Consider the following 22,661-nt stretch of genomic DNA (forward strand, 5'->3'; position numbering starts at 1 on the left):
GGGCCGCGACCCGGCCGGGCGGTCGGCTCAGTGCCCGCGGGCGATCCACTCGTCGAGGTGGGACGCCTCGGCGGCGATCGTGGTGTCGTCGCCGTGTCCGGTGTGGACCACGGTCTGCGGCGGCAGGGTGAGCAGACGGGTCCGGATCGATTCGACGATGGTGTCGAAGTCGCTGAAGGAGCGGCCGGTGGCGCCGGGCCCCCCGGCGAAGAGGGTGTCCCCGGTGAAGACCGCGCCGAGGTCGGGGGCGTGGAGGCTGCAGGCGCCCGGGCTGTGGCCCGGGGTGTGCAGCACCCGGAGGGTGGTGCCGCCGACCTCGACGGTCTGCCCGTCGGCGAGGTCACCGTCGGGTGGGGTGTCCGGGTGGACCAGGTCCCAGAGCACCCGGTCGGCCGGGTGCAGCAGCACCGGCGCGCCGGTGGCCCGGGCCAGCTCGGGCGCGACCCGGACGTGGTCGTCGTGCGCGTGGGTGGCCAGGATCGCGACCACCCGGCGGTCGCCGATCACCGCGCGGATGGCGGCGACGTCGTGCGGCGCGTCGACGACCACGCACTCGGCGTCGTCGCCGACGACCCAGACGTTGTTGTCGACGTCGAAGGTCTGCCCGTCGAGGGAGAACGTGCCGGAGGTGACGGTGTGGTCGACGCGGGCGGTCACGGGAAGACCACCACCGACCGGAGCACGTCACCGTGGTGCATCCGGGTGAACGCCTCCTCGACCTGGTCGAGGGCGATCTCCTCGGTGACGAAGGCGTCCAGGTCGAGGCGGCCCTGCCGGTACAGCTCGGTGAGCATGGGGAAGTCGCGGCTGGGCAGGCAGTCGCCGTACCAGCTGGACTTGAGGGCGCCGCCGCGGCCGAACACGTCCAGCAGCGGCAGCTCGATCCTCATCTCCGGGGTGGGTACGCCGACCAGCACGACGGTGCCGGCCAGGTCGCGGGCGTAGAAGGCCTGCTTCCAGGTCTCCGGTCGGCCCACCGCGTCGATCACCACGTCGGCGCCGAACCCGCCGGTGGCGGCGCGGATGGCCTCGACCGGGTCCTCGTCGGAGGCGTTGACGGTGTGCGTGGCGCCGAACTTGCGCGCCCAGTCGAGCTTCCGGGAGTCGGTGTCCACGGCGATGATGGTGGTCGCGCCCGCGAGGGTGGCGCCGGCCACCGCCGCGTCGCCGACCCCACCGCAGCCGATCACCGCCACCGAGTCGCCCCGGGTCACGTTTCCGGTGTTCATGGCCGCGCCGAGGCCGGCCATCACGCCGCAGCCGAGCAGGCCGACGGCGGCGGGCCGGGCGGACGGGTCGACCTTGGTGCACTGGCCGGCGTGCACCAGGGTCTTCTCGGCGAACGCGCCGATGCCCAGGGCGGGCGCCAGCTCGGTGCCGTCGGTCAGCGTCATCTTCTGCGCGGCGTTGTGGGTGTTGAAGCAGTACCAGGGTCGGCCCCGCCGGCAGGCGCGGCACTGCCCGCAGACCGCCCGCCAGTTGAGCACCACGAAGTCACCGGGGGCCACCTCGGTGACGCCCTCCCCCACCTGCTCCACGATGCCGGCGGCCTCGTGGCCGAGCAGGAACGGGTAGTCGTCGTTGATGCCGCCCTCGCGGTAGTGCAGGTCGGTGTGGCACACCCCGCAGGACTGGACGCGCACCACCGCCTCGCCCGGCCCCGGGTCGGGCACCACGATCGTGGTGACCTCCACGGGCGCGCCCTTGCGCCGCGACACGACTCCCCGGACTTCCTGACCCACGGCCCCTCCTTCGTTCGCGACTGCGGGGCTCGCAAACCCGGCTCGCTCCTCGCGCTCACGGGCCCTCCGTCGTTCGCTGTGTGTCGAACCTACCGCCCACCGCCGTCCGGCGGGTTATCCGGCGCGTCGCGGGGTACGCGGTGGCCCGGTTCTCCGGCACCGACGGGAGTGATCATGAGGTTGACCCATGCGCCGCTACGGATCATCATCGGCGCGTTCTTCCTGAATTCCGGGCTGTCCAAGCGGTCCCTGGAGGGCGAGTCCGCCGCCGGCATGCACGGCATGGCGGTCGGGGCGATTCCGCAGCTGCGGCAGTTCCCACCGGACCAGTTCGCGAAGCTGCTCTCCCGTTCCGAGATCGCGCTGGGCGCCGCGCTGCTCACCCCGTTCGTGCCGTCGCTGCTGGTCGGCGCCGGGCTGACCGCCTTCGGGGCCGGCCTGGTGCAGCTCTACCTCAAGACGCCCGGGATGCGGGAGGGGAACAGCCTGAAGCCGTCCCAGGCCGGCATTCCGCTGGCCAAGGACAGCTGGCTGGTCGCCGCCGGGCTGACGCTGGTGCTGGACTCGCTGGCCCACAAGCGCCGGTTCACGTGACCGGACCGGCCACGGCGGCGGGCACCGGCGCGGCGCCGGCGGCGTATCGGCGGCGGGCGGCGTTGCGGTAGCGCAGCACCTGCACCGCGCCCAGCCCCCAGAGCAGGTACTGCACGGCGAACGCCCAGCGGAACGCCGACAGCGGCGGCGTGCTCCGGCCGGCCGGGGTGGCCAGGTCGAGCACCACGCCGACCGCCAGGATCAGCAGGATCGAGGCGACGAACCCGCCGACGTTGACGATGCCGGTGGCACTGCCGATCCGGTGCACCGGGTTGAACGTGCGCGCGTAGTCGAAGCCGATCACCGAGCCGGGGCCGTTGACCGCGAGGACGACCACGAGGGCCACCAGCAGCCCGTGCGGAGCGCGGCCCGGCCAGGCCAGCACCACCGCCCAGACGGCGGCGGTGCCGGCGGTGATGGCGAACACCACCGCCGAGCGGTGGAACGGGTGCCGGGCGCACAGGTGCGCGACCACCGGGCCGCAGACCAGCGTCACCATGGTCATCAGGGTGAGCAGGCCGGCCGCCGCGGTGGGCGAGAAGCCCTGGCCCTGCACCAGGAACGGGTAGCCCCACAGCAGGGCGAACACCGAGCCGGAGAACTGGGTGACGAAGTGCGTCCAGAGGCCCAGCCGGGTGCCGGGCTGGGCCCAGGCGTCGGCGAGCTGCCGGCGTACGGTGCCCAGGTCGGGGGCGAGCGCGGTGGTGTGCTCGGTGTGCGGGGTGTCCCGGACCGCGACGAGCACCAGCAGCAGCACGGTGACGCCGAGCGCCGCCGCGGTCAGGAACGCGGGCGTCCAGCCGGCGTGGTGCAGCAACGCCACCAGGGGTACGGCGCCGAGCACCGCGCCGAGCTGCCCGATGGTGCCGGTGAGCTGCACCAGCAGCGGGTTGCGCCGGCCGGGGAACCAGAACGCCACGATCCGCAGCACGCTGATGAAGGTCATCGCGTCGCCCAGGCCGACCAGCACCCGGGCGGCGATGGCGAGCCGGACGTCGGTGGCCACGGCGAAGCAGAGCTGCCCGGCCACCATCAGCGCGCCGCCGACCAGCAGCAGCCGGCGGGAGCCGTACCGGTCGAGCAGCACCCCGACCGGTACCTGCATGGCGGCGTAGACGGCGAGTTGCGCGACGCTGAAGGTGGCCAGGGCGGCGGCGTTGATGTGGAAGCGGTCCGCCGCGTCGACCCCGGTGACGCCGAGCGAGCTGCGGTGGAAGACGGCGGCCACGTACGCGGTGACGGCCACCGCGAAGACCAGACCGGCGGAGCGCCGCGGGGCGACCGTTCGGACGGCGGCGGTCACCGCAGCGTCCGCAGCACGGTCGCGGCGTTGTCGATGTGCGCGCCGATCGCGTCGAGCCAGGCCCGCGGGTCGTCGCCGTCGAGGGCGGCGAGCTGGCCGGCGTGCTCGGTGAGGGCCACCTCGGCCCAGCCGGGCGAGAGCCGGAAGCTGGCCTCGCCCATCCGCAGCTGCCGGTCGCGCAGCCGGTGGTACAGCTCGGCGAGGATCTCGTTTCCGGCGGCCTCCACCACGGTGGCGTGGAAGGCCCGGTCGGCGGCCATCAGCGCCGTGACGTCGCCGGCGGTGTGCGCCCGGCGCATCTCGTCGAGCCAGCGGGCCAGGTCGTCGCGGATGGCGGCCCGGCGCGGCCAGACCTGCTCGGCGGCGTGCAGCTCGACCAGCCGGCGGGCCTCGATCACGTCGGCGATCTCCCGGGCGGAGACCGGCCGGATCAGCGCGCCGCGCTTGGGGTAGAGCTTGACCAGGCCTTCGGCCTCCAGCCGCAGCAGCGCCTCCCGGACCGGTGTCCGGGACACTCCGGTCGCCTCGGCGATCTCACCCTCGCTGATCAGCAGCCCGCCCGGGTACACCTGCTCAAGGATGGCCCTCTTGAGGTGCTGGTACGCCCGCTCGGCGGCGGACGGCCCGGCCGACCGCGCCCCGGACACGGGGGTGGGATGCGTCATGTATCTATGATGCGCCCCGCGCGGCGCGACACCGCCACGCACCGGCCCGAACGTGGCCCACGCCACGTCACCGCAGCGTGAGCACCCCGTCGGCGGTCGGCGTGACGCGGGTACCGGAGGGCCGGCCGAGGGTGTCGAGGAGGTCGGCGAGCCAGCCGGCCTCCGCGGGCGTGGCCGGTTGCAGGCGCATCCGGCACATCCGGAGCGGGATGAGACGCAGCCCCCGCAGCTCGCCGGTGGCGGCATCGAGGCTGGCCAGGTACAGCAGCCGCAGCTCCGGCCGGTACGCCTCCTGACCGCCGATCCCCTCGTAGTCGTCGATCAGGTCACCGCAGCCGTAGAGGACCAGCCGGCCCCGGTAGCGCTCGACCGCACGGGGATGGTGGGACGAGTGCCCGTGCACCACGTGCACCCCGGCGTCGACCAGGGCGTGCGCGAACTCCACGTGCTCGTCCGGCACCTCGTGGCCCCAGTTGGACCCCCAGTGCACCGAGACCACCACGAGGTCCGCCGGCCGCGCGATCCGCGCGATCCGCTCGGCCAGCGCGCCGGCCGTCGCCAGCGACACCTCCGGCAGGTACGCCACGCCCGGCCGGCCGGCCTCCGCCGCCCACTGCGGGAAGACCCCGCTCGACACCGCGCCCACCGACCAGACCAGCAGCCGGCGGTCACCGGCCAGCGGCACCACGGCCGGCGACCACGCCTCGTCGGCGTCCCGGCCGGCGCCGGCGGGCCGGATCCCCGCCGCGCGCAGCGCGTCCAGGGTGTCGCCCAGCCCGGTCGGGCCGAAGTCCAGCACGTGGTTGTTGCCCAGGGCGCAGACGTCCAGCCGGGCGGCGGTGAGGCAGGGCACGTTCGCCGGGTGCATCCGGTAGTGGATGCCCTTGCCGGGATGATGCTCGCCGCGAGCCGTCAACGGCGTCTCCAGGTTGACGATCCGGGCGTCCGGCCGTTCCGCGTCGAGCAGCCGCAACGCCGCGCCCCACGGCCACCCGGGCGGGACCGGGCGCGGCACCGGCCCGGCGACGGCCTCGGCCAGCGCGACGTACCGGCGGGCGTCGGTGACCAGCTCCTCCCGCAGCTCGGGCGACCCCGGGTGCGGCAGGATCTGGTCCACGCCCCGCCCGGTCATCACGTCACCGGCGAGGAACAGCGTCACCTCGGCCATGCCCGGGTGTTCCCCCCGTCCGCCGCGCCACGCGCGAATCCACGCGACCGGGGTGCCCTCATTGGCTCAACAGGTCCTGCCCTTCGGCGCTCAGGGCCCGGGCGATCCCGTCGAGCGAGTCGACGGAGAGAAAACCATTGGAGACCTCAATTCCGCCCAGCCTGCCCTTCGCGGCGAGGTCGGCAAGCATCCGGTCAATCGCGACACCCCGCGTCAACAGGTCAATCGCCGTCGGGCCGAGCGCCATGGCGCCCACGTTGACGAGGAAATCCGTTTCCGGCTTCTCCGAGAAGCCGATTACCGATTCCCCGTCGACCTTCACCACTCCGAAGGGCAGACGATACCGCGCAATTGCCAGGCAGCAGTCGACATCACCCGACTCGACGCGCGACAACAAGCGGCGCGGGTCGTACCACGAGTAGGTGTCGCCCAGAACCACGACCGCCCGGGACAACGTGGGGTACGGGCCGAGAACCTCCACCACCTTCTCGCGGGCGCCACCAGGTACGACCGACAATCGGACGTCGATGCCCAGCTCACCGGCCAGCCCGGCCACATACGCCTCGACCAGAGGGTCCCGGCTGTCGACGACAATCCGTATCCGCGTGTGTCCGGCCATCGTCGCCCGTGTGACGTGCTTGGCGACCAGAGTCGTGTCTCGGAGTTGCAGAAACGGTTTGTAAATCGTCCCGCGCAGTACCTCGAGCCGCGTGTTGTCACCCCCACACAGGACGATGAATGGACAGCCCTCGATGTCCACCAGCGAGCCCCTCATCCGCCGTTCGCGAGGGCGAAGGCGGCACTGCGGACACACAGACCGTGGATACAGACCTGAAGCGGCGAGACACCGGGCACCAGACGAACGGGGTCCTTCGTCGTGACGGCGGTGCCCACCTCCCCTGCGTCGACCCAGGCCAGCAGTGAATAGCCCGGCGACGAGGACGGCAGGGCGGGCGGGGACACGGAGAGCTGACAGCTCATGGTCAACATCAATGTCTGCTCGTACCCGCCCTCGTCGTCGTGCACGAGGTCATAGGCGAGGGCCGACTGGCGCAGTTCGGCCCGGAGGTCGCCGTCCACGAGGGCCGGCGCGAGCCCGAGCTTCCGCGCGATCAGGGCCTCGGCGACGAATGCCTGCGGTGTCGCCAACGAGTAAGGCACCCCCACCTGCCAGGCCCGCCGCTGCGGCAGGCTCATGAAGTAGGGCGGCACCAACTCCACCGACCGTTCACTCTCGGCCGAGAGAAGGTCGACCATCGTCGAGACCGGAATGCGCATCGTCGGCGTGCTCAACACGTCCGGATGGCGCGTGCTCGTCGCCGACTGACGCCGGACCCCCAGCAGGACCTGGCTCCTGGAGTCGTCCCGGTACATCAGCAGCGAGACGACGGGCACCACCGAGTCCAGGTCAATGCCCCGAAGAATCATCGAGCACCTCCGAATCGTCCGAGAAACACGCCTTCGTCAACCATTTCCGGCGCTGCCTGAGCAGCCGGTTGAGCTGGCCCTCGTCGTTGTACAGGTCCGGAGCCAGCACCCGGACCAGGTTGGGACCGCGCGACAGGGCGACCCGCAGTTCGTCGAGTTGCCCCGAACGGACCAGGTCGAGCGTGAACACCATGAAGGCCAGCTGCACCGACTCCGATTCGTGCTGCACGAGATGAAAGCCCTTACGCTCGAACCGGTCCAGCTCGACGTGCAGGCCCAGCGTCAGCGACACCTCCCGACGCGCGGCGAGCCGGAAGGCTTCGGCTGGAAGGACGAACGGGTGCGGCGACCCGGCGGCGAGCCACAGGTCCTCCAGGGCGGCGATGTCGCTCTCCTCCGAGGGCGACACGGTCGCGCCCAGGGCCGATGCCACGTCGACCTCCTGGACCCGGGCGCTCAGGAGGCTGAGCTTGCCGAAGTCGTCGGTGTCGGTGAGCGGCGTCCGTCGCTTCAGCAACACCTCGAGACCAGCCGGCGAGTGGCACCGGACGACCACGATCGAGATCGGTCTGAGGAGGTTGGGATTCCTGCTCACGCCGCCCAACGGGACGAGCTCTCCGATCCTGAGCCGGTCGGGCTCCACCTCACCCGACGTCGGATTCTCCATGCCGCGGCAGCGCACCTCGCGCAGTCTGATCGGTTTTCCATCCCGCCGTAACCGCTCGAGGTAGTCGTTGAGGCCCGCGTCGCTGCTCGGCAGCACCTGGGCGATGTGGTCCGGGTGATCGCCGTCTTCGAGCAGCTCGGACAGCATGATCGATCGCGCGGAACCGTCGTTGACGACGACATGCAACAGGCAGTTGAAGGACAGCGCGGATATTCCCGTACCGAAGTGGCGGTGTTCCACCCGAGCCAGCTCTCCGCGGGCCCGCTGGCCGTGCGCCGCGTTGACCAGATTGCGCAACCCCATGTAGCCCGCCTGCCAGCGGTTCACATAGCAATGAAGCTCTCGCCCGAGGTTGAGCGCGAGTTCCGATCGGGGGGTGTAGTACTCGATGTCGGGCAGTCGCGGCTCGGCCATCGCCTCGACCTCACGTTGCAGTGCCTCAACGAGCGGCTGGGGCATGACACCGACGACCCAGATCCTCGTCGCGTCAATGATCAGCCCGGCGAGACTCCGCCACCCGCTCTCTGTCACGGTGCCGCGCAGCAGGAGTTCACCCTGACCGGCTGGCGTGGCCTGGATGGGGATGCCGACAAGGCGCGCCGCAGCCCGGGCATCGTCGCTGTGCAGGTTCGACACTGTGCCACAGCCTTTCGCCGATTCAGTTCTCGGTCTTGCGGAACACCTTCGAGACGAGCGCGACCACGTCCGACCAGCCGTCCACAACCTCGGCCTCCGGCGGATCCGGCCGAGCGGTCAGGTGCACGAGGAGAAGGCAGGCCTTCCGGGCCTCGAGATCCTGGAGCCGGCTGCCCAGCAGCAGCAGGCTCCTCCTCGTGCCGTACAGGTCGTCGACCAGCAACTCCCGGATGCTCTCCGGTCGCTGCCAGAGCTGCAGGATCTGATCGGACACGGCGTGCTGTTCCCGGCCTCGGCTGGTCCGGCCGGTCAACAGCGAATTGACGATCGGAACCCCAAGGCCGACGACAAGGCCCACCAGGACACCACCGACCGCGATGAGCGACTGGATCGCCGACGCCTGACCGGTGGCGGGCGACGGCGCGGGAGACGGAGTCGTCACGAGGGCCGCGACCAGGGTGCAGTGAGGAGGTATCAATGCCAGTCGTAGCCCTCGCTGTTGAGCAGGACGCGCGAGCAGAGAGAGCCTCTCCGTGCTGCCTCCACGAGGAGGCCGAGGTCCTTCGTGTACGTCATGTCGACGTACTGGCTCACATCGTCGAACGGTTGGGGAACGGCAGGGACCCCCTTTTCCAACACCACGCGATAATCCGAGAGGGTGAGCGTGAATTGCTCACGCTCGGCCTTCTCAGTTCCGACCCGATCCAGGACTCTGAGTTCGACGCCCAACTTCTCCCGCCCGGCGCGCACCACCGCGTCCTCGTCGGACTCGCCCGCTCTCAGACTGGCGGCAGGTAATCCCCAGACACCGGGTAATGATTCATCATCATCGCTGCGCCGTACGGCAAGGAAACGCCCTTGATCGTCATAGAGGACCACCGCCACCGCGTGTCTGGCAGGCTTCACTGTGGAGGAATTGCGCGTCATTGCCGGAGGTTAACACGCAGATCGGAAACGCTGAATGGGCTGATCGTGCCGCTTGCCTCACCCTGGTCGCCGCTGGCTGCGACATCTCTCCACCGAGACCCGGCCAGTTCAGAGGGGTCGACCAATCAACCGTCCGGCGGTGGCAGGCAACGGCGCAGGGCTGCTGACCCGCGAGGATCGTTGAAAGCGTCGAGCAGCGCGGATAGGCTGGCTTTCCCGTCACCAGCCGCCTCGGACCTCCGCGCGGTCGGCGCGACAATGATCGACACCTCGGGCACGCCGGGAACACAGAGCGGATGACCGCGCCACGTGGAAGACATGGGAAATTCTCGAATGAACGCCAACGCGACCACCGACGTCGACCTGTTGGATCTTCAGCTCACCTTTGAACGCCTGAAGATCGTGGAACGCCAGAATCCACTCAGCAATAGCGCCCGTCGGGAGAACACAGCCGAGCACTCGTGGTCCGTGGCGCTGGCCGTGATTATCTTTCACGGCCTGGCCACGGTGCCGGTCGATCTCGGACATGCCTTGGCGCTCGCGGTCGCACACGACCTGCCGGAAGCCTTCGTCGGAGACACGTTCGTCTACGGTCACGAAGCCGACTCGCGCTCGACACGGGAACGGTTGGCGATGGATTCCTTCCTCGCCGAAGCAGGACCTGGATCCGTCAAGAGCGAGCTGGTGGACCTGTGGCAGGAGTACGAGAGCGCCGCCACCCCCGAGGCACGGTATGTTCTCGCGCTGGACGTGCTGCTGCCCGTCTTCTTCAACAGCAGGAACCTCGACCACTCGTCCTGGAAGCGCCATGGCGTGCAGGCGGCGGACGTCCGAGCCCGCGTGCGCATGGTGGAGGACGTGATGCCACGACTGGCCCAGGAGGCCTACCAGGCCATCGACCACGGTGTGCGGCACGGCGCGCTGAAGGGACCGTGAGCGCGGGACGCCGGCGCTCTGCCCAGCACGATTTCGACCGCCTTCGCCGGGTGAGCTGATCTCCATGGTTATCGTGTGGACGCACCGGCCGTCGGCGAGGAGCACCGGGTGAAGAGCAGCGGGTCCTTCCGGGCCTGGTACCGGCCGATGCGGGCCCGGCGGCGCGACGAGGAGCACCGCTCCGCCACCCCGCTGGAGCTCTTCTTCGACCTCTGCTTCGTCGTCGCGGTGGCGCTGGCCTCCGAGGGCCTGCACCACGACGTCGCGGAGGGGCACCTCGGGCACGGCGTGGGCTCGTACCTGAGCGTGTTCTTCGCGATCTGGTGGGCCTGGGTGAACTTCACCTGGTTCGCCTCCGCCTACGACACCGACGACGACGTCTACCGGCTGACCGTGCTGGTGCAGATCGCCGGGGCGCTGGTCCTCGCCGCCGGGGTGCCACGCGCCTTCGCCGACGCCGACTTCACCACGATCACCTACGGATACGTGGTGATGCGGCTGGCCTCCACGGTGAACTGGCTGCGGGCGGCCGCCGGCGACCCGGCACACCGGGCCACTGCCCTGACGTTCGCCATCGGCGTGGGCGTGGTGCAGGTCGGCTGGCTGCTGCGGCTCCTCCTGCCGCCGGAGTGGCTGCTGCCCGCGTACCTCGTGCTGGTCGCCGCCGACCTGCTCGTGCCGGTGCTGGGCGAACGCCGCCGGCAGACCTCGTGGCACCCGCACCACATCGCCGAGCGGTACCAGCTGTTCACCCTCATCGTGCTCGGCGAGGTGGTGCTCTCCACGTCGGTGGCGATCCAGCGCGGGGTGGACGCGGGCAACGGTCAGCTGTGGTCGCTGGCCGCCGCCGGCACGCTGATCGTCTTCGCGATCTGGTGGCTCTACTTCGACCGGCCCGACCCGCTGCCGCCGGCGTCGGTGCGTGGCGCGATCTTCTGGGGTTACGGCCACTACTTCGCGTTCAGCTCGGTCGCCGCGGTCGGCGCCGGGCTGGCCGTGGCGGTCGACCACGACCTGCACGCGGGGCACGTCTCCGGCCGGGTGGCCGGCTACGCGGTCGCCGTGCCGGTCGCCGTCTTCCTGGTCGCCCTCTGGGCGCTGCACCTGCCCACCAAGCACGGTGCCGGGCTGGTGCTGTTCCCCGGCGCGGCGGCGCTCGTCCTCGTGACGCCGTGGCTCGTCGCGCCGGTCGACCTGATCGCCGGGGTGCTGGTCGCCCTCGTGGCCGTCACGCTGGTGCTGCACCACCAGACGGCGACCAGAATTTCCTGACCAGGGCCGCGAACTCCGCGGCCCGCTCGATCTGGGGCATGTGCCCGGTGTCGCGGAACAGGTGGCCCTGCGCCCCGGGCAGCCGGGACCGGGCGTACGAGAGGTGGGCGGCGGGCAGGATCAGGTCCCGGTCGCCCCAGACGACCAGGGTGGGCAGGTCGAGCGCGGCCACCGCGTCGAGGAGTTCGGCCCGCCACTCGGGGCGTACCCCACGCCAGGTGCCGAGGCTGCGGACCAGTTCCAGCATCACCCGGGCGGCGTGGGGCTGCCGGGCCGCCGCCAGGGCGGTGGCGATCCGCGCCTCGGTCACGTACGCCGGGTCGTAGAAGATGGCCCGCTCGGTGCGGCGGGCGATCGCCGGGTGCGGGCGCAGCAGCAGCTTGGCCAGCGGCCGGACGGCGAGCAGCCGCAGCGCGGCGGTCACCTCCCGGCCGAAGCCGGCGCTGTTGACCAGCACCAGGCTGGCCGCCCGCTCCGGCGCGTCGGCGGCGAGCCGCATGGCCACCGCCCCGCCCATCGAGTTGCCGACCAGGTGCGCCGGCCCGGTGACCCCGGCGGCGTCGAGGAACCCGGCGACGGCCGCGGCCAGGGTCGGCAGCGTGTGCCGGTCGTCCAGCGGCGCGGAGCCGCCGTGCCCGGGCAGGTCCATGACGAGCACCCGGTGGTCGCGGGCCAGCGCCTCCTGGACGGCGGTGAAGTCCTCCATGGTCCGGCCGATCCCGTGCAGCAGCACCACCGGCGGGCCGTCGCCGGCGATCCGGCAGCGCATCCGCCGCCCGGCGACGGTCAGCTCGTCGGCCGGCGGCAGGGCGAGGGTCACGCCGGCCGTCCCGGGTCCGACGGGACGGGCTCGGCGGCGGGCCGCGCGACGGGCTCGGCGGCGGGCTCGGCGGCGGGCCGCGGGGCGGGCACCCGGGCCGCACGCGGTCGCATCCCCAGGGCCAGCACCTTCCCGTACCCGGCGGGGGCGACCCGGGCGAGCAGGTCGGGCAGCTTCGCCGACCAGCCGATCAGCACCCGGCCGCGGCGGCGCCCGACCCCGCGCAGGATCACCTCGGCGGCCTTCGCCGGGGCGATGGAGAGCAGCTTCTCGAACTGCTCGCGGCCGGCCTCGTACTCCTCGATCGCGACGCCGCTGCCCACCCGGGCGCTGCTCGCGATGCGGGTGCGGATGCCACCCGGGTGCACCGAGGTGACCCCGATCCCGTCGTCGGCCAGCTCGTGCCGCAGCGCCTCGGTGAAGCCGCGCACGGCGAACTTGCTCGCCGAGTAGGCGGCCTGCCCGGCGGGCGCGATCAGCCCGAAGAGGCTGGAGACGTTGACCAGGTGGGCTCCGGGCTCGACCTTGAGCGCGGGCAGCAGCGCGTGGGTCAGCCGCACCACGGCCCGGAAGTTGATGTCGATGACCCAGAGGAACTCGTCCAGCGTGACCTGGTCGAACCGGCCGCCCAGCGCCACACCGGCGTTGTTGACCAGCAGCCGGATCCGCGGGTGGGCGCCGAGGATCTCGGCCGCCACCCGGTCGGTGGCGTCGGCGTCGGCGAGGTCGACCAGGTGGGTCTCGATCCGCCGGTCGGGATGGGCGGCGCGGATCGCGGCGACCACGGCGGCCAGCCGTTCGGCGTCGCGGTCGAGCAGGACCAGGTCGGCGCCGCGGCGGGCCAGCCCGTGGGCCAGGGCCTCGCCGATGCCGCTGGCCGCGCCGGTCAGCACGGCGGTGCCGCCGGGAAAGACGAAGTCACGCATGACGCTCCTCGGTGCTCAGGCGACGGGCGCGGGCCGGTCGGCGAGGGTGGCGGGCGTGCCCGCGCGGGAGAAGCGCACGCCGGCGTCGGTGAGCCGGCCGTGGCGCATCAGCAGCACGTCGCGGGGGTAGTTCTGGTGCAGCCGCCAGGGCGCCTCAGGGCCCTGCTTGGGCAGCTGGTCGACGGCGCGCAGCACGTAGCCGGACTGCAGGTCGATGATCGGCACGAGGTCGTCGGAGTCTGGCGCGAGCGGCGTGACGATCTGCTGGCCGGTGTCGTCGAGGTGGCGCAGCAGCCGGCAGACGTACGTGGCGACCAGGTCGGCCTTCAGCGTCCAGGAGGCGTTGGTGTAGCCGATGGTCATGGCGAAGTTCGGCACGCCGGAGAGCATCATGCCCTTGTAGGCGACGGTCGAGGCGAGGTCGACCTCGGCGCCGTCCACCACCAGGGTCATCCCGCCGAGGGCGAGCAGGTTGAGGCCGGTGGCGGTGACCACGACGTCCGCGGGCAGTTCCTCGCCGGAGGCGAGCCGGATGCCCCGCTCGGTGAAGGTGTCGATGGTGTCGGTGACCACCGAGGCCGTCCCGGCGCGGAGCGCGGCGAACAGGTCCCCGTCGGGCACCACGCAGAGCCGCTGGTCCCAGGGGTTGTAGCGGGGCGAGAAGTGCCGGTCGAGGTCGTAGCCGACCGGGAGCTTGCCCCGGGCGGCCCGGCGGAGGAACCTCTTCACCAGGCCCGGGGCGCGCCGGCTGAGCTGGAAGTTGGCCACGCCGAGGGCGACGTTCTTCCAGCGCGTCACCGCGTACGCGGCCTTCGCCGGGAGCCAGCGCCGCGCCGCGTCGGCGACCGGGTCGCGCGAGGGCAGCGAGATGACGTACGTGGGTGAGCGCTGGAGCATGGTGACGTGGCCGGCCCGCTCGGCCATGGCCGGGACCAGGGTGACCGCCGTGGCGCCGCTGCCGATCACCACGACGCGCTTGCCGGCGTAGTCCAGGTCCTCGGGCCAGTGCTGCGGGTGCACGAGCCGGCCGGCGTACCGCTCGACGCCGGGGAACTCGGGCGTGTAGCCCTCGTCGTAGCGGTAGTAGCCGGAGTTGGTGAACAGGAACCCGCAGGTCAGGACCACGTCCTCGCCGGTGTCGTCGCGGTGGGCGTGCACCGTCCAGCGGGCCGTGGCGCTGTCCCACTCGGCACGCAGCGCCCGGTGGTGGAAGCGGATGTGCTGCTGCACGCCGTATTCCCGGGCGGTCTCCCGGACGTAGGACCGGATGGCGTCGCCGTCGGCGATCGCCTTGGGGTTGGTCCACGGCTTGAACGAGTAGCCGAGGGTGAACATGTCGGAGTCGGAGCGGATGCCCGGGTAGCGGAACAGGTCCCAGGTGCCGCCGACGGCGCCCCGGGCCTCCAGCACGGCGTAGGTCTTGCCGGGGCACTGGCGTTGCAGGTGGACGGCGGCGCCGACGCCGGAGAGCCCGGCGCCGACGATGAGGACGTCGACGTGGTCGGAGGCCATGACATCTCCCGTTCGGCCGGCAGTGGACCGGACACTATCCACCCCCGTCGACACCAGTCAACACCCTGTCGAGTGGAATCGACACAGTGTCGAGCGGGTGTAACATCGGCCGACATGACACCCGCCCGTACGCCGACCGGCGCCCCGCCGACGCGCGGGCGGCGACCCGGCCGCTCCACCGGCGACGACCGCGAGGTGGCCATCCTCGCCACCGCCGAGCGGCTGCTGCGGGAGCGACCCTTCGGCGACATCTCCATCGACGACCTGGCGCGGGGCGCCGGCATCTCCCGGCCCACCTTCTACTTCTACTTCCCCTCCAAGGACGCGGTGCTGCTCACCCTGCTCGACCGGGTGACCGAGGAGGCGAACGCGGCCGCGGGTGACGCGCTGGTCCGGCTCGCCGAGGACCCGCGGGCCCGCTGGCGGGAGCTGATCGCCCGCTTCCACGCCACCTTCGGCGGCCACCGCGACGTGGTGCTGGCCTGCGCCCAGGTCCGCGGCACCAACGCCGAGGTGCGCCGGCTCTGGGCCGAGGTCCTGGAACGCTGGGTACGCGCCGTCGAGGCGGCCATCGAGGGGGAACGCGCGCGCGGCGCGGCCCCGGACGGGCTGCCCGCCCGGGACCTCGCCATCGCGCTGAACTCCATGAACGAGCGGGTCTGGTACGCGACCTTCGCCGGCGACGGGCCGGCGGTGGCCGAGCGGGACGTGGTCGACGTGCTGCTCGACGTCTGGCTGACCGCGATCTACCGGACCACCACGCCGCCGGTCAGCCCGTCCGGGTGAAGTCCATGATCCAGTTGGTCTCCCAGGTCTGCTCGCCGTCGGTGGAGAACGCCTGCTCCCAACGGCAGGAGGTGGGCGTGATCCGCGACCAGATGAACCGGCAGCGGACCGGCCGTCCCTCGTCGGTGTCGTCGGCGTGGAAGGTGCCCACGCCGTCGACGAACCGGCCGACCATGGGCGGCTGTTCGAGCACGCCGCGCCTGCTGTTCATCCAGTAGATCGACCACAGCCCGGTCTCCGCGTCGCGGATGCGGACCGTCGAGCCGGAGAAACCGCGGGTCGGGAAGCGGATCTCGTCGAAGCTGCCGGCGCCGTCGAAGAACGTGCGCGCCACCGAGGTGCCGGGGAACTCGTCCCACTCGTCGCTGCCCACGTGCCGCTTGGTCAGCCGCCGGTTGACCACGTCCCAGGTGCCGACGAAGAAGTCGAAGTCGCCCATCAGAAACCCACCTTTCCCTCGGCCCGGGTGTCGGCCAGGTAGCCGGCCAGGTCCGGCCGGTCGGGGGCGAGCACGTGCCGCACCCAGGCGGTCCGCTCGTGCTCCAGCACGCCCAGCTCCCAGACACAGCCGATGCCGGGCCGGTCCAGCGGGACGAAGTGCGCCGGATCGTCGTCCGGGCAGTCCAGCGCGGGCTGGCCGGCGATCGCGATCCGGCACTCCACCACGTTGTCGAAGAACCAGCTGTACGCCAGCAGGTACGCGCCGGTGTCCGCGCCCCGGTGCAGCACCACCCACGTCGCCGGTGGCGTGCCGCCGTCCGGGCCGGGCAGCAGCTTCGGCAGGTACGCGTACGCGGCCTCGACCACCTCCGGTTCGAGGCGGCGGTCCGGCTGGTCGATGTGGTAGCGCTTGACGTGCCGGCCGGCGACCTCGACGGTCCCCGGCACGGTCAGTTCCTTGTTCCGAAATGCCATGCCGGGACGGTAGGACCCCTCCCCTGACAGCTAGTGTCAGTGGAATGAGGGCCAGTCGCCTCCTGTCCATCCTGCTGCTGCTCCAGGCCCACGGCCGGCTCACCGCCGCCGAGCTGGCGAGCCGGCTGGAGGTCTCGGTCCGCACCGTCTACCGGGACGTCGAGTCGCTGCACGCCGCCGGCATCCCGCTCTACGGCGAGGCCGGGCACGCCGGCGGCTACCGGCTCGTCGACGGCTGGCGGACCCGGCTGACCGGGCTCACCGCCGAGGAGGCAGACCGGCTGCTCTTCGCCGGCTTGCCCGGCCCGGCCGCCGAGCTGGGCTACGAGTCGGTGGTCGCCACCCTGCAGCTCAAGCTGCGCGCCGCGCTGCCGCCGCCGCTCGCCGACCGGGCCGCCCGCCTCGAGCAACGGTTCCACCTGGACACCCCCGGCTGGTACTCCGACGGCGACCCGTCGCCCTACCTGGCCGCGGCGGCCGAGGCGGTGTGGCGGGAGCACCGGATCCGGGTCCGCTACCGGAGTTGGAACGGCGAGGTGAGCCGGGTCCTCGAACCGTACGGGCTGGTGCTCAAGGGCGGCCGCTGGTACGTGGTGGCGGGCCGGCCGGACCGCGCCGAGCCGGCGACCTACCGGGTCAACCAGATCCTCGACCTGGTCCCGCTGGACGAGCCGTTCGACCGCCCGGAGTTCGACCTGCCGGCCTGGTGGCGGGCGCACGTGGTCGCCTTCCGGGCCGGGCTGCACCGGGACGAGGCGGTCATCCGGCTCTCGCCCGCCGGCCGGGAGCGGCTGCGCGAGGTCGCCAGCGACGCGGTGGTCGGGGCGGTGGACGCCAGCGCCGGCCCGCCCGACGCGGCGGGTTGGGTGCGGGCCGCCGTACCCATCGAGTCGCTCACCCACGCCCACGGCGACCTGCTGCGGCTCGGCGCCGAGGTGGAGGTCCTCTCCCCCGCCGCCCTCCGCGACCGCCTGGCGGCGACGGCCGCCGCCCTCGCCGCCCTCTACCATCCCCCCACGCCGTAGTCGATCAAGAGGTTCGCGTCGGGATCGATCGCCCCGGTGACGCGAACCTCTTGATCAACGAGGCCGGGGCTCAGGGCAGGTCGTGGAGGGTGGTGGCCAGGGTGGCGAGGGCGCGGTCGATGTCCGACGGCGGGTTGGCGGCGTAGCCGAGGACCAGGCCGGGGGGTTGCGGGCGCTGGGCGTGCCAGGACAGGGGTTGGACCTTGACGCCCCGGCGCAGCGCCGCCGCGGCCAGGGCCGTGTCGTCGACCTCGCCGGGCAGGGTCACCAGCAGGTGCAGGCCGGCTGCGGCGCCGTGCACCACCGCGCCGGGCAGGTGCGCGCGGACCGCCCGGATCATCGCGTCCCGGCGGCGGACGTGCCGGCGGCGCAGCAACCGCAGGTGGCGTTCCAGCGCGCCGGAGTCCATGAGCTCGGCCAGCACCAGTTGCGGCAGAGCGGCGTTGCCGAGGTCCGCCATCCGCTTGGCCGCCACGAGGTCGGCGTGCAGCCGGGGCGGCACCAGCACCCAGCCGATCCGCAGCGCCGGGGCGAGCAGCTTGGAGACGCTGCCGGTGTAGCAGACCCGGTCCGGCAGCATCCCGCGCAGCGCCGGCACGGGCGGGCGGTCGTAGCGGTGCTCGGCGTCGTAGTCGTCCTCGATCACCAGGCCGCCGCGCCGTGCCCAGCGCAGCAGCCGGCGGCGCCGGTCGCCGTCGAGCACCACCCCGGTCGGGAACTGGTGCGCCGGGGTGAGCAGCACGGCCGGGGCGCCGCTCTCCTCCAGCCGGTCGACCCGCAGGCCCTGGGCGTCGACCGGGACCGGCGGGGTGTCCAGCCGCCAGTTGTTCAGGTGCTGGCGGACGCCCAGCGAGCCCGGGTCCTCCACGGCGACCGTGTGCACGCCGTCGGCGTGCAGCACCTGGGCGAGCAGGCCGAGCGCCTGGGACACCCCCGCCACGACCACCACCTCGGCCGGGTCGACCCGGATGCCACGGTTGCGGGCCAGCCAGGTGGCGACCGCGAGCCGCAGCGCGGGGTGCCGGTCGGGTCGCCGTACCCGAAGGCGGCGGGCGCCAGGCGGTGCAGCACCGCCCGTTCCGCGCGCAGCCAGGCCGCGCGGGGAAAGGCCGCCAGATCGGGTACGCCGGGCGTCAGGTCCAGCTCCGCCGGGGCGGTGCGCAACGCGTCGAAGACGGCGGTGTCCGGCCGCGCGGCGAACACCTCCGGCGGGCGACGCGGCACCGGCGCGCGGGTGACCACGGTGGCCGGGGTGGCCACCACGACGGTGCCGGCCCGGCCCCGCCCGATCACGTGCCCGTCCTCGGTCAGCCGCTGGTACGCCTCGGTCACCACGCCCCGGGACACACCCAGCTCGGCGGCGAGCACCCGGCTGGCCGGCAGGCGGGCGCCCACGGGCACCCGGCCGTCGGCGATGGCGGCCCGCAGCCGGGCGGCCAGCCAGTCGGCCCGCCCACCCGGTGGGGCCTCGCCGACGTCGAGCTGGAGGAAGTCGGCACCGGCCGTTATGGACCCCTCCGTTGCCGATGGTTTGGCCCTGTCCATCAGACCATTATGGTCGCAGGCTGGACCGCATGAGCCTCGCTTTCCTGCTGACCACGCTCGTCGTGGTGATCACCCCGGGCACCGGGGTCGTCTACACCCTCGCCACCGGCCTGTCCGCCGGCCGCCGGGCCGGTCTGGTGGCCGCCGCCGGCTCCACCGTCAGCCTCGTCCCGCACCTGGTCGCCGCGGTGACCGGGCTGGCCGCCCTGCTCCGCGCCGGCACCCCGGCGTTCCGGGTGGTCACCTGGCTGGGGGTGGCGTACCTGCTCTGGATGGCCTGGGCGGCGCTGCGCGACCGCGGCCCGCTGCTGCCGGTTGACGGGGACCACCCGCCGCGCCCGGCTGGCCGGCTGTTCCGCGACGGGGTGCTCATGAACCTGCTCAACCCCAAGGTCACCGTCTTCTTCGTGGCGTTCCTGCCGCAGTTCGTCCCGCCGGACGCGCCGGACGCGCCGGCCCGGATGCTGGCCTGCGGCGCGGTGTTCATGCTGGCCACCATGGTGGTCTTCGCCGGATACGCGCTGCTGGCCGGCGCGCTGCGCCGCCGGGTGCTGGCCCGGCCCCGGCTGACCGCGCTGCTGCGGCACGGCTTCGCCGGCAGCTTCCTCGCCCTGGGCCTCGGCCTGGCCCTCACCGCCCGTTAGGAGTCTCCCGTGCGCTTCCGGCACTCCCCGCACGTCTGGTCGACCTTCCCCGAGCTGACCTGCGGCGTCCTGCACGCCACCGGCATCACCCCCGGCGTCGACGTCACCGCGCGCCTCGCCCGGTACGCCGACACCGCCCGCGCCCGCCTGGCCGCCGGAGCGGAGGGCGGCTTCCCCGAGATCCAGGCCTGGCGGCGGGCCTTCGCCCGGATGGGTTCGCCGCCCACCCGCTACCGCTGCGCCGCGGAGTCGCTGCTGCGCCGGTTTCCGTCGCGACGGGGCGCTGCCCCGACTGCACCCACTGGTCGACCTGGGCAACGCCCTCTCCCTCGGGTATGCCGTGCCGGTGGCCGTGCTGGACCTCGCGCGGATCGCCGGGGACCTGAGCGTGCGCCCGGCCACCGGCGAGGAGACCTACCTGACCCTCGGCGGGGACGAGGAGCACCCCGAGCCGGGTGAGCTGATCTTCGCCGACGCGGCCGGCCGGGCCCACTCCCGGCGCTGGACGCACCGGCAGAGCGGGGCGTCGGCAGTGCGCGCGGAGACCACGGAGGTGCTCGTGGTGGTCGAGGCGATGCACGACGACGGGCCCGCCGTCGTGCACCGGATGCTCGCGGAGCTGGCCGCCGCGCTGGCCGAGGAGTGGGGGGTGCGGCACCGGACGGCGGTGCTCACCGCCGGGGCGCCCGACTTCGTGGTGTCCGGGCGAACCGGCGCGGCCGCCACCGGCAGCCGATAGCCGCGAGCCGGTGCGCGCGGCGGCGGGTCAGGCCGTGGGGTGGTCCGGGTCGTCGGTGCGCATGAGCTCCTCGAACTCGGCCGGGGTGATGTCGCCGGTGCGCAGGCGGCGGGCGTTCGCGGCGAACCGGGCGATCGCGGCCCCCCGCGGGTCGGGCGAGGTCAGCAGGCCGGAGTCGGCGGCGAGCGCGGTCACCTCGTCGGCCACCTGGCGGGGGTCGTCGGTGTCGACCGGCTCGTCGTGCAGCTCGCGCAGCGCGGCGGCGAGCCGGGCATCGGCCACGTCGCCGGCGCCCCACCAGCGCCGGGCGAGATCGACCGTGCGGCCGAGGCTGTCCTCGCCGACGCGCTCGGCCCGCAGCTCGGCCCGCATCATGCGCAGGAAGGTGACGGTGACGGCGTCGGAGTCATCGGCGATCATGCCGGCACCCTAGCGACCGGCTGCGACAAATCCGGTGGGACGCCCGACCGGCGGCGGCATGATCGGGGCATGGAGCGACGACCGGCCCGCGGGCACCGGAACGTCCCGCACACCGCCGACGTCCGCATCGAGGCGTGGGCGCCGGACCGCGAGGGGTGCGTGGCCGAGGCGGTCAGCGCGCTGGTGGACACCTTCGTGGACACCACGGCGGCGGTCGCCGACGGGGAGACCGGGTTCCGGGTGCCGCCGGGCGCCGACGCGGACCTGCTGGTCGGCGTCCTGGACGAGGTGATCTTCCGGCTGGAGACCGAGGGTGCGCTGCCGCTGGAGACCGAGGTGCGGGCGGCCGACGGCGGCCTGGCGGTGCGCTGGCGGACCACCGGCACCGACTCGGTCGAGCTGATCGGCGCGGTCCCGAAGGCGGTCTCCCTGCACGAGCTGCGCTTCGCCGCGGAGCCCGCCGGCTGGCGCTGCGCCGTGACGCTGGACGTGTGAGCCGGCTCAGCCCTTCACGACCCGGGCGGGCACAGCCCTTCACCACCGGGCGGGCTCAGCCCTTCACCACGCCGAGCGGCACGAGCCGGGCCACTTTCCGGCACAGGCCGGCCCCCTCGGCCGCCGCCACCACGGCGGTGACGTCCTTGTACGCGGCCGGCATCTCCTCGGCCAGCCCGCGCCGGCTGGCGCCCCGCACCGCGATGTCCTGCGCCTCCAGCTCCCGGCGCGGGTCGTGTCCGGCGACCGCCCTGGTGGCCTGCTTGCGGCTCTGCACCCGGCCCGCGCCGTGGCAGGTGGACGCCCACGCCGGGGAGCCGGCCACGCCGGTGAGCACGTACGAGCCGGTGCCCATCGAGCCCGGGATGAGGACCGGCTGCCCGACCGGGCGCAGGTCGTCGGGCAGCTCGGGGTGCCCCGGCGGAAGGGCCCGGGTGGCGCCCTTGCGGTGCACGCAGAGCGGGCGCGCCGACCCGTCCACCTCGTGCGTCTCGATCTTCGCGAGGTTGTGCGAGATGTCGTACACCAGGTCGAGGTCGCAGCCGGTGATCCGGGCGAAGACCTGCCGGGCGGCGTGGGCGAGCAGCTGCCGGTTGGCCCGGGCGTAGTTGGCCGCGGCGGCCATCGCCCCCAGGTAGGCCCGGCCCTCGTGGGACGCGACCGGCGCGCAGGCCAGCTGCCGGTCGGGAACCTGGATGCCGTGCCGGGGCATCACCTTCTCCATCTCCCGGACGTAGTCCGTGCAGATCTGGTGGCCCAGCCCCCGCGAACCGCAGTGGATCATGACGCAGACCTGGCCGGCGCGCAGCCCGAAGGCCCCCGCCACGGCCTCGTCGTAGACCTCCTCCACCGCCTGCACCTCGAGGAAGTGGTTGCCGGAGCCGAGGCTGCCCACCTGGCGGGCGCCGCGCTCCACCGCCCGCTCGCTCACCTGGGCCGGGTTCGCGTCGTCCACCGCGCCGTGGTCCTCGCAGCGGTCCAGATCCCGCTGGACGCCGAAGCCGCGCTCGACGGCGTACCGGGAGCCGCCGCGGAGCACCGCGTCGAGCTCGGCCCGGTCGGTCAGGTGCCACACGGCGCCCTTGCCCATGCCGCGCGGGGTGGACTCGCTCAGGCCGTCCATCACAGCGTCCAGCCGTGGGCGCAGCGCGGCCCGGTCCAGGTCGGCGGTGAGCAGCCGCACCCCGCAGGAGATGTCGAAGCCGACCCCGCCGGGCGACACCACTCCCCCGTCATCGACGGCGGTGGCGGCGACCCCGCCGATCGGGAAGCCGTAGCCCCAGTGCACGTCCGGCATGGCGTAGGAGGCGCCGACGATGCCCGGCAGGGTGGCCACGTTCGCCACCTGCTCCAGCGACTTGTCGGCCCCGGCGTCCGGGAGCAGGGCGCGGGAGGCGAAGACCACGCCCGGCACCCGCATCGGCTCGTGCCGGTCGATCCGGAACCGGTACGGCGACTCCTCGACCAGGTCCATCCGGCCCGCCTACCCCGGCCGG

At 73.1% G+C, this 22,661-nt stretch carries 25 protein-coding genes and 1 pseudogene; 8 read left to right on the plus strand and 18 right to left on the minus strand.

Annotated features, from left to right (window positions below; translation table 11 throughout):
* Positions 1–27: 27 nt before the first annotated feature.
* Positions 28–657 (minus strand): MBL fold metallo-hydrolase, encoded by a 630-nt coding sequence (locus ACQP12_RS18065; protein ID WP_433280336.1) that lies wholly within the window; start codon positions 655–657, stop codon positions 28–30.
* On the minus strand, positions 654–1,742 hold the full coding sequence (locus ACQP12_RS18070) for an S-(hydroxymethyl)mycothiol dehydrogenase (RefSeq protein WP_357947278.1): 1,089 nt from the start codon (positions 1,740–1,742) through the stop codon (positions 654–656). The genes ACQP12_RS18065 and ACQP12_RS18070 overlap by 4 nt, the downstream gene beginning before the upstream one ends.
* Positions 1,743–1,916: 174 nt before the next feature.
* Between ACQP12_RS18070 and ACQP12_RS18075 the strand changes: the two genes are divergently transcribed.
* Positions 1,917–2,336 (plus strand): hypothetical protein, encoded by a 420-nt coding sequence (locus ACQP12_RS18075; RefSeq protein ID WP_357947275.1) that lies wholly within the window; start codon positions 1,917–1,919, stop codon positions 2,334–2,336.
* On the opposite strand, the gene ACQP12_RS18080 is transcribed toward ACQP12_RS18075, so the two are convergent.
* The 8 genes from ACQP12_RS18080 to ACQP12_RS18115 form a co-directional block, all read right to left on the minus strand.
* Positions 2,329–3,639 carry an MFS transporter gene (locus ACQP12_RS18080; protein WP_433280339.1) on the minus strand — a complete coding sequence of 437 codons (1,311 nt, stop codon included), beginning with the start codon at positions 3,637–3,639 and terminating at the stop codon, positions 2,329–2,331. The genes ACQP12_RS18075 and ACQP12_RS18080 overlap by 8 nt on opposite strands.
* Complete coding sequence (locus tag ACQP12_RS18085) at positions 3,636–4,304, minus strand: GntR family transcriptional regulator (RefSeq protein WP_433280341.1); 669 nt, start codon at positions 4,302–4,304, stop codon at positions 3,636–3,638. The genes ACQP12_RS18080 and ACQP12_RS18085 overlap by 4 nt, the downstream gene beginning before the upstream one ends.
* A gap of 67 nt (positions 4,305–4,371) precedes the next feature.
* The gene (locus ACQP12_RS18090) at positions 4,372–5,472 is read right to left on the minus strand and encodes a CapA family protein (RefSeq protein ID WP_433280343.1); all 1,101 of its coding nucleotides are present in this window, start codon (positions 5,470–5,472) and stop codon (positions 4,372–4,374) included.
* Positions 5,473–5,530: 58 nt separating this feature from the next.
* Positions 5,531–6,232, minus strand: coding sequence for a sugar phosphate nucleotidyltransferase (locus ACQP12_RS18095; RefSeq protein WP_433280345.1), 702 nt, complete (start codon positions 6,230–6,232; stop codon positions 5,531–5,533).
* An 11-nt stretch (positions 6,233–6,243) separates the two neighbouring features.
* Positions 6,244–6,900, minus strand: coding sequence for a hypothetical protein (locus ACQP12_RS18100; RefSeq protein WP_433280347.1), 657 nt, complete (start codon positions 6,898–6,900; stop codon positions 6,244–6,246).
* Positions 6,881–8,203, minus strand: a complete 1,323-nt coding sequence (locus tag ACQP12_RS18105; RefSeq protein ID WP_433280349.1) for a hypothetical protein — start codon at positions 8,201–8,203, stop codon at positions 6,881–6,883. Before ACQP12_RS18105 ends, ACQP12_RS18100 begins: the two co-directional genes overlap by 20 nt.
* 22 nt (positions 8,204–8,225) lie before the next feature.
* Positions 8,226–8,477: a hypothetical protein gene (locus ACQP12_RS18110; protein WP_357947254.1), complete on the minus strand. Its 252-nt coding sequence runs from the start codon at positions 8,475–8,477 to the stop codon at positions 8,226–8,228.
* A gap of 200 nt (positions 8,478–8,677) precedes the next feature.
* Positions 8,678–9,130, minus strand: a complete 453-nt coding sequence (locus ACQP12_RS18115; protein WP_433280351.1) for an NUDIX domain-containing protein — start codon at positions 9,128–9,130, stop codon at positions 8,678–8,680.
* A gap of 333 nt (positions 9,131–9,463) precedes the next feature.
* On the opposite strand from ACQP12_RS18115, the gene ACQP12_RS18120 reads away from it, so the two are divergent.
* Together ACQP12_RS18120 and ACQP12_RS18125 are read left to right on the plus strand one after the other, a co-directional pair.
* Complete coding sequence (locus ACQP12_RS18120; RefSeq protein WP_433280353.1) at positions 9,464–10,066, plus strand: HD domain-containing protein; 603 nt, start codon at positions 9,464–9,466, stop codon at positions 10,064–10,066.
* Between the two features lie 75 nt (positions 10,067–10,141).
* Entirely contained in the window at positions 10,142–11,338 is a 1,197-nt protein-coding gene (locus tag ACQP12_RS18125; RefSeq protein ID WP_433280355.1) for a low temperature requirement protein A, read from the plus strand.
* Here the strand turns inward: ACQP12_RS18125 and ACQP12_RS18130 are convergent.
* The 3 genes from ACQP12_RS18130 to ACQP12_RS18140 are packed head-to-tail and all read right to left on the minus strand — an operon-like array spanning position 11,295 to position 14,596.
* On the minus strand, positions 11,295–12,158 hold the full coding sequence (locus ACQP12_RS18130) for an alpha/beta fold hydrolase (protein ID WP_433280357.1): 864 nt from the start codon (positions 12,156–12,158) through the stop codon (positions 11,295–11,297). The genes ACQP12_RS18125 and ACQP12_RS18130 overlap by 44 nt on opposite strands.
* Entirely contained in the window at positions 12,155–13,084 is a 930-nt protein-coding gene (locus tag ACQP12_RS18135; protein ID WP_433280359.1) for an SDR family NAD(P)-dependent oxidoreductase, read from the minus strand. The genes ACQP12_RS18130 and ACQP12_RS18135 overlap by 4 nt, the downstream gene beginning before the upstream one ends.
* A gap of 15 nt (positions 13,085–13,099) precedes the next feature.
* Positions 13,100–14,596: a flavin-containing monooxygenase gene (locus ACQP12_RS18140; RefSeq protein ID WP_433280361.1), complete on the minus strand. Its 1,497-nt coding sequence runs from the start codon at positions 14,594–14,596 to the stop codon at positions 13,100–13,102.
* A 114-nt stretch (positions 14,597–14,710) separates the two neighbouring features.
* On the opposite strand from ACQP12_RS18140, the gene ACQP12_RS18145 reads away from it, so the two are divergent.
* Positions 14,711–15,382: a TetR/AcrR family transcriptional regulator gene (locus ACQP12_RS18145; RefSeq protein ID WP_433280363.1), complete on the plus strand. Its 672-nt coding sequence runs from the start codon at positions 14,711–14,713 to the stop codon at positions 15,380–15,382.
* Here the strand turns inward: ACQP12_RS18145 and ACQP12_RS18150 are convergent.
* Complete coding sequence (locus ACQP12_RS18150) at positions 15,366–15,821, minus strand: hypothetical protein (RefSeq protein WP_357947227.1); 456 nt, start codon at positions 15,819–15,821, stop codon at positions 15,366–15,368. The genes ACQP12_RS18145 and ACQP12_RS18150 overlap by 17 nt on opposite strands.
* Positions 15,821–16,297, minus strand: coding sequence for a hypothetical protein (locus ACQP12_RS18155; RefSeq protein WP_433280365.1), 477 nt, complete (start codon positions 16,295–16,297; stop codon positions 15,821–15,823). Before ACQP12_RS18155 ends, ACQP12_RS18150 begins: the two co-directional genes overlap by 1 nt.
* Positions 16,298–16,341: 44 nt before the next feature.
* Between ACQP12_RS18155 and ACQP12_RS18160 the strand changes: the two genes are divergently transcribed.
* Positions 16,342–17,322 carry a helix-turn-helix transcriptional regulator gene (locus ACQP12_RS18160; protein WP_433280367.1) on the plus strand — a complete coding sequence of 327 codons (981 nt, stop codon included), beginning with the start codon at positions 16,342–16,344 and terminating at the stop codon, positions 17,320–17,322.
* Between the two features lie 70 nt (positions 17,323–17,392).
* Here ACQP12_RS18160 and ACQP12_RS18165 read toward each other — a convergent pair.
* A pseudogene (locus tag ACQP12_RS18165) lies at positions 17,393–18,867 on the minus strand (PLP-dependent aminotransferase family protein).
* A 29-nt stretch (positions 18,868–18,896) separates the two neighbouring features.
* Here ACQP12_RS18165 and ACQP12_RS18170 point away from each other — a divergent pair.
* Together ACQP12_RS18170 and ACQP12_RS18175 are read left to right on the plus strand one after the other, a co-directional pair.
* Entirely contained in the window at positions 18,897–19,511 is a 615-nt protein-coding gene (locus tag ACQP12_RS18170) for a LysE family translocator (RefSeq protein ID WP_433280369.1), read from the plus strand.
* Positions 19,512–19,821: 310 nt separating this feature from the next.
* Positions 19,822–20,250 carry a phenylalanine--tRNA ligase beta subunit-related protein gene (locus tag ACQP12_RS18175; RefSeq protein ID WP_433289322.1) on the plus strand — a complete coding sequence of 143 codons (429 nt, stop codon included), beginning with the start codon at positions 19,822–19,824 and terminating at the stop codon, positions 20,248–20,250.
* Positions 20,251–20,277: 27 nt separating this feature from the next.
* Here the strand turns inward: ACQP12_RS18175 and ACQP12_RS18180 are convergent, their stop codons facing one another.
* A complete protein-coding gene (locus ACQP12_RS18180; RefSeq protein WP_433280371.1) occupies positions 20,278–20,670 on the minus strand; it encodes a hypothetical protein in 393 nt (130 codons plus the stop codon).
* 69 nt (positions 20,671–20,739) lie between these two features.
* Here ACQP12_RS18180 and ACQP12_RS18185 point away from each other — a divergent pair, with 69 nt between their 5' ends.
* The gene (locus ACQP12_RS18185; protein ID WP_433280372.1) at positions 20,740–21,165 is read left to right on the plus strand and encodes an archease; all 426 of its coding nucleotides are present in this window, start codon (positions 20,740–20,742) and stop codon (positions 21,163–21,165) included.
* A gap of 55 nt (positions 21,166–21,220) precedes the next feature.
* Here the strand turns inward: ACQP12_RS18185 and ACQP12_RS18190 are convergent, their stop codons facing one another.
* Positions 21,221–22,639, minus strand: coding sequence for an RtcB family protein (locus tag ACQP12_RS18190; RefSeq protein ID WP_433280374.1), 1,419 nt, complete (start codon positions 22,637–22,639; stop codon positions 21,221–21,223).
* Positions 22,640–22,661: the final 22 nt, after the last annotated feature.

Source organism: Micromonospora sp. CA-244673, assembly GCF_050948395.1.
In the GTDB taxonomy this organism is placed as follows: Bacteria; Actinomycetota; Actinomycetes; order Mycobacteriales; family Micromonosporaceae; genus Micromonospora.